The organism is Bartonella alsatica (assembly GCF_013388295.1).
GTDB lineage: Bacteria > Pseudomonadota > Alphaproteobacteria > Rhizobiales > Rhizobiaceae > Bartonella > Bartonella alsatica.
Genome location: NZ_CP058235.1, coordinates 852700 through 868229, shown reverse-complemented (window position 1 = coordinate 868229; position 15530 = coordinate 852700). Strand labels below are relative to the sequence as shown.

13 protein-coding genes are annotated in these 15530 nt (G+C 38.8%); 7 read left to right on the top strand and 6 right to left on the bottom strand.

Going from position 1 to position 15530, the window contains the following annotated elements; genetic code table 11:
• Positions 1–70 precede the first annotated feature (70 nt).
• The 4 genes from htpX (at position 71) to purH (ending at position 6035) form a co-directional block, all read left to right on the top strand.
• Positions 71–1111 (top strand): zinc metalloprotease HtpX, encoded by a 1041-nt coding sequence (htpX, locus tag HWV54_RS03615; RefSeq protein WP_005866625.1) that lies wholly within the window; start codon positions 71–73, stop codon positions 1109–1111.
• A 42-nt stretch (positions 1112–1153) separates the two neighbouring features.
• On the top strand, positions 1154–2521 hold the full coding sequence (locus HWV54_RS03610; protein ID WP_005866627.1) for an RsmB/NOP family class I SAM-dependent RNA methyltransferase: 1368 nt from the start codon (positions 1154–1156) through the stop codon (positions 2519–2521).
• Between the two features lie 63 nt (positions 2522–2584).
• A complete protein-coding gene (locus tag HWV54_RS03605) occupies positions 2585–4288 on the top strand; it encodes a heparinase II/III family protein (protein ID WP_005866629.1) in 1704 nt (567 codons plus the stop codon).
• A gap of 130 nt (positions 4289–4418) precedes the next feature.
• Positions 4419–6035: a bifunctional phosphoribosylaminoimidazolecarboxamide formyltransferase/IMP cyclohydrolase gene (purH, locus tag HWV54_RS03600; RefSeq protein ID WP_005866631.1), complete on the top strand. Its 1617-nt coding sequence runs from the start codon at positions 4419–4421 to the stop codon at positions 6033–6035.
• A gap of 583 nt (positions 6036–6618) precedes the next feature.
• Here purH and HWV54_RS03595 read toward each other — a convergent pair.
• On the bottom strand, positions 6619–7404 hold the full coding sequence (locus HWV54_RS03595) for an SURF1 family protein (RefSeq protein ID WP_005866632.1): 786 nt from the start codon (positions 7402–7404) through the stop codon (positions 6619–6621).
• 271 nt (positions 7405–7675) lie between these two features.
• Between HWV54_RS03595 and rpmB the strand changes: the two genes are divergently transcribed.
• On the top strand, positions 7676–7963 hold the full coding sequence (gene rpmB, locus HWV54_RS03590) for a 50S ribosomal protein L28 (protein ID WP_005866634.1): 288 nt from the start codon (positions 7676–7678) through the stop codon (positions 7961–7963).
• A 115-nt stretch (positions 7964–8078) separates the two neighbouring features.
• Positions 8079–8732, top strand: a complete 654-nt coding sequence (locus tag HWV54_RS03585; protein WP_005866636.1) for a VUT family protein — start codon at positions 8079–8081, stop codon at positions 8730–8732.
• Positions 8733–9567: 835 nt separating this feature from the next.
• Here HWV54_RS03585 and cobT read toward each other — a convergent pair.
• The 3 genes from cobT to HWV54_RS03570 form a co-directional block, all read right to left on the bottom strand.
• A complete protein-coding gene (gene cobT, locus HWV54_RS03580; RefSeq protein WP_005866638.1) occupies positions 9568–11457 on the bottom strand; it encodes a cobaltochelatase subunit CobT in 1890 nt (629 codons plus the stop codon).
• A 14-nt stretch (positions 11458–11471) separates the two neighbouring features.
• Positions 11472–12458 (bottom strand): cobaltochelatase subunit CobS, encoded by a 987-nt coding sequence (gene cobS, locus HWV54_RS03575; RefSeq protein ID WP_005866640.1) that lies wholly within the window; start codon positions 12456–12458, stop codon positions 11472–11474.
• Between the two features lie 182 nt (positions 12459–12640).
• A complete protein-coding gene (locus HWV54_RS03570; protein ID WP_005866642.1) occupies positions 12641–13261 on the bottom strand; it encodes a J domain-containing protein in 621 nt (206 codons plus the stop codon).
• Positions 13262–13383: 122 nt separating this feature from the next.
• On the opposite strand from HWV54_RS03570, the gene HWV54_RS03565 reads away from it, so the two are divergent.
• The gene (locus HWV54_RS03565) at positions 13384–13662 is read left to right on the top strand and encodes a BolA family protein (protein ID WP_005866643.1); all 279 of its coding nucleotides are present in this window, start codon (positions 13384–13386) and stop codon (positions 13660–13662) included.
• Positions 13663–13684: 22 nt separating this feature from the next.
• On the opposite strand, the gene HWV54_RS03560 is transcribed toward HWV54_RS03565, so the two are convergent.
• Complete coding sequence (locus HWV54_RS03560) at positions 13685–14653, bottom strand: tyrosine recombinase XerC (protein WP_005866645.1); 969 nt, start codon at positions 14651–14653, stop codon at positions 13685–13687.
• Between the two features lie 3 nt (positions 14654–14656).
• Positions 14657–15478, bottom strand: a complete 822-nt coding sequence (locus HWV54_RS03555; protein WP_005866647.1) for a SapC family protein — start codon at positions 15476–15478, stop codon at positions 14657–14659.
• Positions 15479–15530 lie beyond the last annotated feature (52 nt).

The following is a 15530-nucleotide window of genomic DNA, read 5'->3' as shown; positions in this document are numbered from 1 at the left end:
CATTGAAGAAGCAGAAAGAAAACCCCATCATATAACATTGATTACGTTTTATCATGGAGTTTTTTGAGTAATGAATATAATGCGTACGGCAATGCTTTTAGCTTTTATGAGCGCTCTTTTTATGGGAGTTGGTTATCTTGTTGGAGGGGGCAGTGGCATGATCATTGCGCTTTTGATGGCGAGTGGTTTAAATTTTTTTTCTTATTGGAATTCGGATAAAATCGTTTTACGCATGTACGGTGCGCGTGAAGTTAATCAGCATTCATCACCAGTTTATTATAAGATTGTAAGTGATTTAGCTAAGAAAGCTTCTCTTCCTCAACCAAAGGTTTACATTATTGATAATGTGCAGCCAAATGCTTTTGCTACGGGACGCAATCCTCAAAATGCAGCCGTTGCTGCAAGTACCGGATTGTTAAAGCAGTTAACTAAAGAGGAAATTGCGGGAGTTATGGCGCATGAGCTAGCACATATTGAACATCGTGATACGTTAACGATGACGTTGACTGCAACAATTGCGGGAGCAATTTCGATGCTTGGTAATTTCGCTTTTTTTATGGGCGGTACGCGTAATTCTTCGGGTCATTCTCATGGTGGAGGGCTTGGAGCTATTATTGCTCTACTTGTGGCGCCTTTTGCGGCTATGTTGGTACAAATGGCTATTAGTCGCACGCGCGAATATGCTGCTGATCGTCGGGGGGCTGAAATATGTGGTAATCCATTATGGTTAGCTTCAGCGTTGCGTAAAATTTCTGATAGTGGACGTAGAGTATATAATGAAGAAGCAGAGCATAATCCAGCAACAGCACATATGTTTATTATTAATCCCTTGAGCGGAGAGGGAGCTGATAGCCTTTTCTCTACGCATCCTGCGACAGCAAATCGTATTGCTGCTCTTTATCGACAAGCGGATGAAATGAAGGGATTGATGGCCAAAAGCATAGAATGGCATGAAGAAGATAGATTGCATGAAAAAAATAAGGGTTTAGATTATGGAGTTCTAGAGCGCATTGCTCAAACTCATGTATCAGGTGATCAGAATAATAGTAATTTCCAGCGCATTACAAAACGTCCATCTTGGCTTCATTATAAAGATTCAAAAAAGACTTGATCATGGAAATCTATAAGAGAATAAAACATAAAGGGTGTTGCTTTGAAACACGAAAAAGCGGGGCGTGTGTCCGAAATGAATATTCCGGGATTAGCTGTTCGGCAGTTGTGTGTTCGTTTTTTAGGGGCGGTGCTTGATAAGCATGTATCTCTTTCAAATTTAACAGATAATGAACATGGACATCCAAAATATTTAGGGCTTTCACATCGAGATCGTTTGTTATGTCGCGCTATTTTGGTAGTAGCATTGCGTCATCGGGGGCAGATTACGACCGCTTTGTCACGTTTTTTGTTACGCCCTTTGCCTTCACAAGCGTTTTCGCTTCAGCATCTTTTGCATATCAGTGTGGCGCAAATTCTTTACCTCGATATTCCTGATCATGCTGCTATTGATTTGGCAGTACATGTGGCTAAACTTGACCCACGTCTGCGCCGCTTTTCAGGGGTAGTAAATGCTCTTTTACGCAATGTTGCACGTGAGGCGGTATTTTTGCGCCAACTGGTTCCTAGCATTGAAGGAATTCCAGCATGGTTTAGACAGCTTTTAGTGTCAACTTATGGAAAAGAAAAAGCTAAACAGATTTTAGCAATTCAAAATGTTGAGCCTCCTCTTGATGTTACAGTCAAATCCGATAGTGTGGGATGGGCTAAACGGCTTGGGGGCATTGTTTTACCCAATGGTTCTGTTCGGTTGAGCAATTTGGATTGTTCTGTTTCTGATTTACCAGGTTATACAGAAGGAGCTTGGTGGGTTCAGGATTTTGCTGCGGCGTTGCCTGCTTGTTTACTTGGAAATATTCAGGGAAAACAGGTTGTTGATCTTTGTGCAAGCCCTGGGGGAAAAACAGCACAATTGGCACTACAAGGGGCTGATGTGACAGCAATTGAACTCTCTGCTAGTCGAGTAAAGCGTTTAAAAGAAAATATGGAGCGACTTCATTTTTCGGTTTCTACTTGGCAGGGAGATGTGAGAAATTTTCATCCAGAACAGCTTTTTGACGCTGTTCTTCTTGATGCTCCTTGTTCTTCTACAGGCACAATACGTCGTCATCCGGATATTTTATGGACGAAATCTATGGACGATATCGTCAATTTAGCGGCGCTGCAATATAGTTTGCTTTCGGCAGCAATTGCTTTGGTGAAGAAGGGAGGGTGTATTGTTTTTTCCAATTGTTCATTGGCAAAAGAAGAAGGTGAAGATCTTATTGAGAAAATTTTGTCAACACGCAATGACATTATTTTAGAGCCTATTCGTATAGAGGAAATGGGCGTTATGGCGCATTTGCTTTCTGCTAAGGGGACTTTGCGCACAACGCCTGCAGATTTTTGTCAGGAAAATTTTAACGCTGAGAAAAACATGTTTTTAGGAATGGATGGTTTTTTTGCAGCGCGCTTAAGAAAAGTGGCTTAATTAACGGTTCATTTACTAAAATGGCTGAAATTGTGCTCGATTCAGCACAAGTGGAGATGTGATTTGGCGGTTGCGATAAAAGGTTCACAGGTAAAGACGTCAGATTTTGTGTATAGGGCACATCAATTTATACGGCGTCTATGGGTTGGGCCATTGTTTCGTTGGCGATTTTCAGGGTTTCGTCCCCATAAAATTTTAGCATATCCCATTGATTTGCATGTAGCTGATCCGATGATGGCGCACGAATTTTATCACGGTCGTTTTGCTTTTGCTGGCCATATTGTTTATTCTGGTGCTATTTCACCTTTTTTATTAGTTCCACCAACGCCGGAATGGGAAGCAGCTCTTCATGATTTTCATTGGTTACGGCATATGGCGGCAGCAGAGAGTGATTTGGCTGCGGCACATGCACGATCTCTCTTAGAAGATTGGCTTAATCATAGTGGCAAAAAAGTAAAAGGGCTTGCTTGGAGTGCGCCGGTTGTAGCACGGCGTTTAATTTCGTGGATTTGTCATTCGAAAATGTTGTTGCAAGGGGCAAGTGAGCGGTTTAAAAAGCGCTTTTTGCGTGCACTTGGTTTCCAATTTCGTTATTTGCGCATAACGATTTTTAGTATGGAAAACAATGAACAACGTTTACAAGCAGCAGCAGCTTTGACATTTGCATCTCTTGCTTTGCCTGTTTCGGTGGAAATGAAAAAAAAGGTGCAAACTTTTCTTTTTGAAGAACTTTCACGTCAGATTTTGATTGATGGCGGTCATATTTCTCGTAGTCCTGTGGTCTTGCTCAATTTGTTATCGGATTTATTGTCTTTACGTCATCTTTTTATGCACAGCAATGAAACAGCACCGCGTATTTTGATTGATTCTGTTGAGCGTATGTTGCCGGCTTTACGGTTTTTTATCCATGAAGATCAAACATTGGCACATTTTAATGGGGTTGGTCCTCTTGTGTCGGAACAGTTATCGGCACTTTTAGAACTTGATGAGACGGCAGGGAAACCTTTTAGTTATGCACGTTATTCAGGGTTTCAGCGTTTACAAGCTAATCAAACAACAGTGCTTGCCGATACAGGAAAGTTTCCACCACGTTGTGCCGCAGAACATGCTGGTTCGGGATGTTTGTCTTTTGAAATGTCTTCACAGGGAAGCCGTTTTATTATCAATACCGGTGTTAATCCTTATGGGCGTGAAGAATATCGACATTTAGGGCGTATTACTCCAGCACATTCAACAGCAACGGTTAATGATTGTTCGGTGGGTATTTTTTATAAAAAAAGAAGTGGTGTTTCATTTTTGCTTGAGGGACCAACGAATGTTAAAGTGCATCGTGTAGAAGATTCAGAAAAGACTGGTTTTATTGCTAGTCATAATGGTTATGTGCGGCCTTTTAATCTTGTTCATGAGCGTGGGCTTATTTTAGCGACAAATGGAGAAATGATCGAAGGTTTTGATCGGTTTTTTGTGCCAAAAAAAGGGTTGTCAAAGGGACATAAGGTAGCTCAAAGTGAACGCAATAATGTTGCTGTTCGATTTCATCTTCATCCGCAAGTGAAAGTTAATTATGATGGTAAGCGTGTGCGTTTAGCTGTGAGGGATGGGCAAGTGTGGTATTTTATATCACCTGATGCGGATATTTACCTTGAAGATTCAATCGATTTTGCTGAGTTAACAGGTCCGCAACGTACACAACAAATTGTTTTATATTTTCGCCCTGCAGTTCAGGAAAAAGTTCGTTGGCGCTTCATCCGCTGTCCATTAGAATAATGATTTTTTTCTTATAGTTACTGATAAAGCGTAAAGATATTCTTTCGGTGTATTTTGATAAAGGCTTATGCTATGAATGTATAAGCTTATTTTACGAGAATTTTACTATGTTATTTTTAGGATTTCTGTAATGGGTATTGTTGCAAAAAATTTTCCCATACCTGATCTTCATCAGGTTCGTCGTGTTCTTCTTTCTGTGTCTGATAAAACGGATGTAGTTGTGTTTGCACAAGCCCTTCATGCTTACGGTGTTGAATTAATTTCGACAGGAGGAACAGCTAAAGTCTTAATGGCTGCTGGTTTACCGGTAAAAGATGTTGCTGAAGTTACAGGATTTCCAGAAATAATGGATGGACGTGTCAAGACACTTCATCCCTTGATTCATGGTGCTTTGTTAGGAGTAAGAGAGAATCCTAGCCATAAGGATGCTATGGAAAAGCATAGCATCCATGGAATTGATCTTTTGGTGGTGAATCTTTATCCTTTTGAAGAGACTGTCCAGTCTGGAGCTGATGGACAAACAATTCTTGAGAATATTGATATCGGGGGTCCAGCAATGATCCGCGCTGCGGCAAAAAATTACGCTTATACCGGTGTGGTAACAGCGGTGAGTGATTATGATTTGGTTCTCGCTGAATTAAAACAACATGATGGGTGTTTAAGTTTTTCCATGCGACGTCAGTTAGCAATGCGCGCTTATGCATATACGGCTGCTTATGATGCAGCGATAGCAGCGTGGTTTGCAAAGGATTTGAAAATTGAAACGCCATCTTGGCAGAGCTTTTCTGGTCATCTTGAAAGTGTTATGCGCTATGGGGAAAATCCACATCAGAAGGCGGCATTTTATCGCAATAGAGATAAGCATTTTGGTGTTGCAACGGCCAAACTTTTGCAAGGTAAAGCACTTTCTTATAACAATATGAATGATACAAATGCGGCATTTGAACTTGTGGCAGAATTTGATCCCCAAAAGACTGCTGCTGTTGCTCTTATTAAACATGCTAACCCTTGTGGTGTTGCAGAAGGGAGGAGTTTGAAAGAGGCTTATTTGAAAGCTCTTATGTGCGATAATGTATCGGCATTTGGTGGAATTATTGCGTTAAATCAACCCCTTGATGAAGAATGTGCGGAAGAGATTGTTAAAATTTTTACGGAAGTAATTATTGCTCCTGATGCGACAAGAGCAGCACGTGAAATTATTGCGAGGAAAAAAAATCTTCGTTTACTAATAACAGGGGGTGTCCCTGATCCACGGTATGAAGGATTTATTGCTAAAACATTTGCAGGTGGGATTTTAGTGCAGTCACGTGATAATGTGGTGGTTGATGATCTTAAACTGCAAGTTGTAACAAAGCGGGCTCCAAGTCAAGATGAAATGCGTGATCTTCAATTTGCTTTTCGGGTCGCTAAACATGTCAAATCGAATGCTATTGTTTATGCAAAAAATAGTGCAACGGTTGGAATTGGTGCTGGCCAAATGAGCCGAATCGATGCGGCTAAGATTGCTGCGCGTAAAGCTGAAGAAAGTGCTCAAAGAGCAGGCTTAATGGAATCTCTTGCGAAAGGGTCAGTAGTTGCATCGGATGCCTTTTTTCCTTTTGCAGATGGTTTATTAGTTGCTGCTGAAGTAGGAGCTACGGCAGTTATTCAACCAGGCGGATCAATGCGTGATGAAGAAGTGATTGCTGCTGCTAATGCACATGGTTTAGCTATGGTTTTTACAGGTGTACGGCATTTTCGCCATTAACGGATTTTGGTGGTTGTTCTTTTTAAACGAGATGAATTTTAAATAAACTTCTTATGTTGTAAGTGCATATCTATCATGAAGTTATAATACAACTCTTTTTTGTGATTTCCTCTGTTCTCTGCCTCAAAAAGGGTAATATCAGATTTGAATAACAGTATGAATATTTTACGCTCCTGTAGTAATTAGTGCTGTTATTGGAGGAAGGTGAATGTATGGAGTCATCTTCAACGTGTGGACTTAATGATCTTAGCGTTTATCATGACAATATTGATTTAATTGTATGGCATTATTCCTACAAGTTTTTCTAAGATTATTTATGATGGTATTTGTAACAGGCACCTTGTTGTGAGAAGAGGTGCAGAGTGGGTGTTTTCCTCTATTTTGGGTATGGTAAATAGAGCATATTTAAGGGAGGCGTAATGTGTTTTCTTTGGTGATCATTGCATGCTGTTTTTTGAAAAAACAAATATCTTTGTTTTAAAATTCTTAACAAAAGGAAGAAGATATGATCTGTTGTGGAATGTATATTGCTTAAAGCAATACTGTTAACAATCATATTTCATAAGGTTAGGTACCTTGTTTCTTATCTTTTTTGTCTTAGCAGAAAAAGAGAAGCTCCTAGAACACCAGCGGCTAAGATAAACCATGTAATAGCGTAGATCAGATGATTGTTTTGAAAATGCACAATAGTGAGACCAGCAATGGGAAAGGCTTCTTGCTTGGCTGTTTTTTTTCCAGCATCAATGAAATAAGGTGCAACATCGGATAAACCAAGTTTTTGTGCCATAGCAGAGAGATCCCGCGTGTACCATAAATTCTTATCAGGATTATTTTTGCGTGGAAAAAAACTATTTTTTTCACTCATGCGCAATAACCCTATAATTGTGGTTTGCTTTGTATCTGTTGCAGAATGTTTATGAGGTGGGGCACTAGTGTGTGATTTTTCTGAGTTTTGAAAGTCATTGCGTGCGTCCATGGGGATAAAACCACGATTCACAAAGGTCAGAGTATTATCGGCTGTTTGTAAAGGAGTCAAAACCCAGTAGCCCGTGGTATCTTGAGCAACAGCAGTGACTAAAATATTTTTATTTGATAAAAATTTTCCTGTGATAACGACAGGGCGATATTCGTCTTTTTCAAAAGTAATATGTGCCCATTGATTTTGGGATGGTGCTTTTATGGGAGGCAAATGAATCCGTTGCTTAGCACTGGTAATAAGATTTGTTTTCCAGTTTAATCGTTGTATTTGCCATACACCTAGTGCACTAAAAAGAAGAAAAAAACACACGCATAATATACCAAACAGAAGTGAAGAAAAACGGATATATTCTTGTTGAAGCTTTTTCATGGAAGGATCTATTTTATTCATGATTAATGCTTCCTTTTAGGATGGTAAGTATTCTTTTAGCACGGTGAGAGTTAAAAAAAAATATTTTCTTCGCCTTTATAGGAACAGATAGTAGAATGAGTCGATAAGGATACAAAAGGTTTTATAAAAGACTTGACCTTTTGGTATCGACACCCTATTAAAAACACAAATCCTCAATAATATCTGTTTCCGGAAGTGGTGTGTGTTGCATTCATTCTGTTTTACGGGTATTGGGATTTAGGAGTTTCTTAGAGTTTATAAGGTGAAGTTTATGTCTCGTGCTTGCGAATTGACAGGAAAAACAGTTCTTTATGGCAATAATGTTAGCCATGCGAACAATAAAACCCGTCGTCGTTTTTTACCAAATCTTTGCAATGTGACATTGATTTCGGAAGTGTTACAGCAAAATTTCCGTTTGCGTGTTTCGGCAAGTGCTTTGCGTTCTGTTGAGCACCGCGGTGGCTTGGATGGTTTTTTGCTCAAAGCTGATGATAAGAAATTGTCACAACGTGCGCGTTTGTTAAAGCGTCAGATCGTTAAGAAAAAACTAAACAAATAGTGCAATCGCTTTTGTTCATCCTAAAGTGGTTTTTTCCGTTCTATAGAGGTACTGTTTTTTAGTTTTGTACTTTTTAGATTGTTATATTGATTGGTTTCATATCTCCAGTAAAAAAATGTTTTCAACATACGGTTTTTTGTTAGCACAACAAAAGAGAAAATGTATCGCTTTTTCTATCTTTGCAATGTGTCTTGTTGTGATCGCTTCTAATATTCTGGTTCAGTATCCTGTTTATTGGTTTGGTTTAAATGAGTTGCTGACGTACGGTGCTTTTACTTATCCATTTGCTTTTTTGATTAATGATTTGACTAATCGCTTTTATGGACCAGCTGCTGCACGGCGTGTGGTTTATGCTGGTTTTTTCGCTGGTGTTTTTGTTTCTTGGATTTTGGTTACTCCGCGGCTTGCAATTGCTTCAAGTTTGGCATTTTTATTTGGGCAACTTCTTGATATTGTTATTTTTACTCCTTTGCGGCGTAAAACGTGGTGGAAAGCACCTTTAGCAGCGGCGTTTGTGGGTTCAGCTTTGGATACGGTTTTATTTTTTGCTCTTGCTTTTTCTAGCTCTTTTGCCTTTATCGATCAGATGACAGGTTATGCTGATAGTTCACTTGTAAGGAGCTTTATTTGGGGAGGGATTGGGATTCCAGTTTGGTTTTCACTTGCTTTTGGCGATTTTGCCGTAAAAATCATTATGAGTTTATTTATGTTAATTCCTTATGGAACAATTCTTAGAGCTGTGAGACTCTCTCTTTATCAAAGTAATTAAAAAGGTGATTCATCTTTTGTTGGTAGTAAATAATAAGTTTTGTCTTTTTGTTTTCTTGAAAGTGAGAGAATTGCCTATTGCCTTTTAGAAGAGCGGCATTTTAGAACCATTTTCGCTATAGATATTTCATGTTTTAATATATCTCAAGCTATTATTTGAGTTTGGGAGATAATAGTCCACCAAAGAGTCATAGTTGTGTGTTGTGGACAATTTAATTCTTTCAAATGTGGCTTTTTGGGGGGATGACGAAAACATAAAGAATGTTCTACAAATAACTATTATTTAATGAAGTGTGGTTTTAAAAAACTTTTCGGGGGAAAGCTGTACTCTGAAATTTAGAAAGCTAAAAAATGATGATCATTTTAGTTATTACCAATGATCAAGTAAAAAAGTATACATTGATTTGTAAGGATAATTCATCGTTTGCAATTTGAATGGAAGTTTCAAATATCGTAATTTCTTATTTGAAATCTGTTCGTGATGAATCAATAAAAACTGTTTATTGTATGTCACAAATGGGATTGGTGAGTAGATAAAAATCATTTTATAAAAGATGACGTTTCTTATGAACTATCTTAATATAAGAGAAAGTGCATTGAACGCTGGAAAAGAGAATGGTGGTGTTAGCTTTTACCTTCATAAGTAGATGAGATTTATGAGGGAATGCATAGTGGTTTGGTTTTGGTACTGTGCTGTAGTCAATTTTCTAATGGCAGTGGGACTGTTTATGATAGGGATGAGGAAAGAAAGGAGCGAAATAACTTAGCTTGTATTTTTATCTTGTGGTGAACTAGTTTTTCGGAAAAGGAGCCATTTAAAATACAAGGCGCGTTTTTTAGAGTCTCTTATGAAGATGAGTTTTTTTATCGCTAAAGAGCACTTCTAATTGTTTTGTTATAGCACTTGCGAGTTCTTCGGCATTCATGATTGTTACAGCGTGTTGATAATAACGTGTGACATCATGACCAATTCCAATAGCAATGAGTTCTACAGGTGAATGTGTTTGGATTATTTTAATCACTGCGCGTAAATGTTTTTCCAGATAATTGCTGGGGTTAACCGATAGTGTCGAATCGTCAACAGGGGCTCCATCAGAAATGACCATAAGAATGCGACGTTGTTCATGTCGTGATAAAAGGCGTTGATGCGCCCAAATCAATGCTTCACCATCGATATTTTCTTTCAGTAATCCCTCCTGCATCATTAAACCTAGATTGCGCCGTGCTCGACGCCATGGGGTATCAGCACTTTTATAGATAATGTGACATAAATCGTTAAGACGGCCAGGATGATTGGGTTTGTTTTGCTTGAGCCACTGTTCGCGCGATTTCCCTCCTTTCCAAGTTTTAGTAGTAAAGCCTAGAATTTCAACTTTTACATTACAACGTTCAAGAGTTTGCGCCAAAATATCTGCACAACTTGCTGCAACCGTAATTGGTCGCCCTCGCATTGAGCCAGAATTATCAATGAGTAGTGAAACAATAGTATCTCGAAATTGGGTATTGCTTTCCATTTTGAATGAGAGTGGTTGCATAGGATCAATGATAAGGCGAGAGAGTCGTGCTGTATCGAGATATCCTTCTTCAAGGTCAAAGTTCCAATTGCGATTTTGTTGTACCATAAGACGGCGTTGTAGGCGATTTGCTAAGCGCCCAACAATATTTTGGAGATGATTGACTTGCTTATCAAGATAATGGCGCAAATGATTTAATTCGCTTTCAGAACAAAAATCTGTTACTTCCAAAACTTCATCAAATTGGCGGGTGAAAACTTTATAATCAGTAAGTTTTTCCATTTGTTCTAAAACAGTGAAAAGACGTTTGGATTGGCTCGATTTTTCTTGCCAAGAAGCTCTTTTTTGCTCTTCTTTGTCTTTATCATCGCTGTTTGGTTGTATCGCTCGAGTTTTTCCTCTGTCTTGCACATCACTTTCTTCTTCAGTACCTGTTTGTTCTTCAAGTTTGGCGTGTTTTTGGTTTTTGCTTTTTTGTTCTGCTACTTTTTGAAGTTCACATCCGTTTCTTAGTTTTTCGTTGTTAGACGTTTCTTCAGGTTGAGCTGTCATTTTTAATGCAACAAGCATTTGACGAACAATTTGTGCAAATGCTTGTTGGTTTTGAATATGATGTGTTAGTTCATTCAGTTCTGTTGCAGCTTTTTGTTCAATTTCTTGACGCCATAACTCTAAAACAGATCCAGCTTCTTTGGGGGGAGGGCGTTCTGTTATTTTTTCGCGTAATAAAAGCGCAATTGCTTCTTCAATAGGTGCTTCATTTTGGGTGCTAATCTTTTGGTAATGGGCTTTTTGATACTTATCGGCAAGCATTACATCAAGATTTCGTGCAATACCTTTCATGGCTAAAGTACCGATTGCTTCAATACGTGTTTGCTCAAGAGCATCAAAGATGGCACGTGCTTCTGATTCTAGTGGAGAAAATTGTGTGTGAATACGCGTATCATGCCATGCTGTGCGGAGAGCTATGGAATCGCCTAATCCACGGATGATTGTTATGTCTTTATCTGTTGCATGTTGTGGCAATTCCGGTAAATGTGCATAATTTTTGCTTAAAGCTGGTTTATTATGACTAAAAGAGACCTCAAGGTTAGGTGTGCCAGCAATTGCACGAATACAGGTGGAAAGTGCTTTTTTAAAAGCTCTAGCATCAAGAGTACTGTTGAGAGAATCATTTGTTAAATTTTTGTTGTCGCCAGTATTGATTGCCATGATTGACACATTCCTTAAGGCGTAACACCATGAATGAGTGATTCGGGAAGTTCTTCTCCAAAAGCACGTTGATAAAATTCTGCGACAGTACTACGTTCGAGTTCATCACATTTATTCAGAAAGGTGAGCCGGAAGGCAAAACCGACGTTTTGAAAAATTGTTGTGTTTTCTGCCCAAGTGATGACAGTACGCGGGCTCATGACTGTTGAAAGATCTCCGTTGATAAAAGATTGGCGTACCATATTAGCAACATGAACCATTTGTGAAACTATTTTTTTCCCTTCTGTTGTTTGAAAAGATTTGACCTTTGAACAAACGATGTCAACCTCTTTATCATGCGGCAAATAATTAAGTATTGTTACAATAGACCAACGATCCATTTGGGCTTGATTGATTTGTTGTGTGCCATGATAGAGCCCTGTTATATCGCCAAGACCAATGGTATTCGCAGTTGCAAAAAGACGAAATGCTGGATGAGGAGCGATAACACGGCTTTGGTCAAGCAAGCTTAAGCGTCCAGAAGCTTCAAGAACGCGTTGAATGACAAACATAACATCAGGGCGTCCTGCATCATATTCATCAAAAACAAGAGCAACATTGGTTTGATAAGCCCATGGCAAAATGCCTTCTTTAAATTCAGTAATTTGTAAGCCATCTTTTAAAACAATGCCATCTTTTCCCACAAGGTCAATACGGCTAACGTGACTGTCAAGATTAATTCGGATACAAGGCCAATTAAGACGTGCAGCAATTTGTTCAATATGTGTCGATTTGCCTGTGCCGTGATAGCCGGAAACCATGACACGGCGATTAAATGCAAAACCTGCTAAAATCGCTAAAGTCGTTTGCTGATCAAAAAGATAATCGGGGTCTATATCCGGAACGTGGGGGCTTTTTGTGCTAAAAGCAGGGACTTTCATATCTGTATTAATATGAAACAGACTGCTAGCGCGGAGTGTGATATCGGGTACATTTTCGACTGTAGGCTTTGTTTTTGTCATTGTTTTCTGGAAGGGAAAGGATGCATTTCGTTCGTTAAAAAACGATACAAGAGTTAGAGCACTTATGCAATGCCCTATAATGAAAGTCTTGCATATGAAAAAAGACTTTTCTGTTCTCTACTATTTTGCGAAAATAATAATAGTTCGAACGAAAATAAATTTGTATTAGGTATTAATTATCTTTAGCACAAACCAGACTTTTTGAGCAAATTATAGGCGTGTAAAACATCGCGAAAGCGTTCTTCTGAGGAGCGGTTTCCACCATTGGAATCGGGATGGTGTTTTTTTACCAGCTCTTTATATTTTGTTTTAATATCTTCAGCTGAAGCATTTGCTGGTAACCCTAATGTATCAAAAGCCTTGGCTTCTAAGGGTTTTAACTTTCGTGAGAAACTATTAGTCGAATGACGTTGAGTAAATAGTGTGAATGGATCGCGCATACGATTTTGATAGGCAGCTGTACCAGAACGAATTCGCGCATAATTGGCAGCTGTTTTTTTCGATGTGCCATTGCTAAAATCGGTAGGCCATGTTGGACGATGTCCTGTGAGAGCATCTTTTTGGAACTTTGCGATATCTTTCTCACTAAGGCCAGAGAAGTAATTAAAATTTTTATTGTAGGCACGCACATGTTCAATGCAAAAATGTAGATACTGTCCTTCGTGATTTCGGCCTGCTGGTGCTTTATGGAATGCTGCTTTTTCACACCCTTCCCACTGGCACTTCTGAGTTTCTGATTCAGCTTTTTGTTTTTTATTGGAGCTGATTCGAATTGAGTCGAATAATTTAGATGTTATTGTCATATCTTTGATTTATGCAAAATCAATTGATTTGACAAGAATTGACTTTTAAAAATTTATTTTCACATTCATTTAGTAATAAAAAAGAAGATGCGTTGCATCATTTATTTTGTGAAGGAACAAAAATGTCTACGGCAATTCAAACAACGATTAAGATGAAGCTTCAAAATGCTTTTCATCCCCAGAGACTTGAGGTAATTAACGAGAGTCACCTCCATGCGGGACACTCTCATAGTGAGCGCGTTTTTGATGGTAAAGGAGAAACACATTTTCGGGTGAAAATTTTGTCTTCTTCTTTTGCAGGTATGACACGCGTGGAGATCCATCGGGCGATTTATCAAGTTTTACAGAAGGAGTTAGACACCTGTCTTCATGCTTTGGCCCTGGAGGTTGCATCTGTTTAATTTCTCTTTTTGTTCAAATATTTTAAGATCGAGGGTGTGCTTTTTGATAAATTTCCAATAAGTGATCTGTATCAACATGGGTATAAGCTTGTGTGGTGGATAAGCTCGCATGGCCTAGGAGTTCTTGAATAGTACGCAAATCTCCTCCCCGTGATAAAAGATGAGTAGCAAAAGAATGGCGCAAGGTATGTGGGGTAGCTGTTTCTGGTAAACCAAGGTGTGCGCGTAAGTTCCGCACAGTTCGTTGAATAATAGCGGGTTGCAAAGGAGCACCTCGAGCACCGCGGAACATTGGTTGGTTATCTACTAAAGGATATGGACAGCATTTGAGATAATTCTGTACAGCTTCGTGAACAGCTTTTATGAGAGGAACAAGACGCGTTTTCCCTCCTTTTCCGGTTACGAATAAATTTTTTTTTTCGGGATCAGAAAATTGTTCTGGTGTAAGTGCTAGGGCTTCTGATATTCGCATTCCACAGCCATAGAGGAGCACTAAAACAGCAGTATTACGAGCGATAATCCATGGTTCATTTTCTTGTTGATTTTCTTGTTTGACTAAATGCAGTGCTGATTTTATTGCTAAAGGCTTTGGCAAAGATTTAGGATGTTTGGGGGGGCGAATAAGTTTAGCAGCAGGAATATTGACAATTCCTTCTTGGGATAAGTAGCTGAAAAAAGATCGTAGACCAGCTATTGCTCTGCTTAAAGAACGAGCACTTATATTGCGTGCACGGCGATAAGCAAGATAAGCTCGCAAATCTACGATGCGCAAATTGGCGAGATCATTGAAGGTTGGTTTATTTCCTAAATGTTGACAGAGAAAAGACAAAAACTGCCGTGTATCACGTTCATAGGCTTGTACTGTTTTTATGGCCATACGACGTGTTTGTAGCAGACTATCTAACCAATCTTTTCTTGCGGTTAAAATAGCATGATCTGCTGGTATAAGAAGGACGTTTTCGTTTTTTCTCGTGTCATCTTTTCTAGACATTTCTTAATTAAGAGTCTCTTTCTTTGTAGATTTTTTATCGTTACAGTAACTGTTTTTGTTTTGAGATTGTTCTTCACGATTGATAAGCTGCTTCTCGCCTTTTAGAGAAAGTATTTTTACAAGATTATTCGTTGACATAAGATGCGCAAAGATTAATCCTAAAAAGCCATTTTTATGGAGTTTAGCAAGCTGGTGTGCGGATAATTTATTCAGTTTTTCTTCATCAACAATCCAGAAGTGCTCTAATTGCGCTGAAAGACCTTTATCGTTTTTCACATTGATGGATTTTTGACTTAAAAGATTCATTTCCACAATGGCATCAATAAATTCAGCGGTTTTTTCCATAGCAATTTTAAAGCTTTCAAGAAAACGAATTCGCTCTTCCATAAAAGGTGAAATAGAACCATCAGAATTAAAAAGTTCTGTGCCTGCGACTTCATTAAACATGCCTGATTTTTGATCAAAGCAAACGGAGAATTCTTTTTCATTGCTAAATTGGGCAAGAACAAAAGGATAGCGGCGGACAAACGCTGGAACATAAGTATTTTTTTTCCAATTTTTATCGGAGGTGATGTAGTCATTTTCTTCGTTAGAAAGGCCTACAAGAGCAGCGGATGTATAGTGCCGTTTCTTTTGTTCGTCTTCTGCGCACATAAACAAAATAGGATAATCTAGTGCTGCTTGAAAATATTCACTAATTGCTAAAGGAACCCAATGGGTATCTTTGGCAAAAGACATATCATTTTGAGGAGAAAATTTCAGGTTTTTATGGGAAATTTTGTTAATTGGGGTGATATCTTTGTAAAACAGCATAACATTGGCCATAAGACTTCTCCTTTATTAATGCTTTTGTTACCAAGAGAGACTTTTCGGTTTG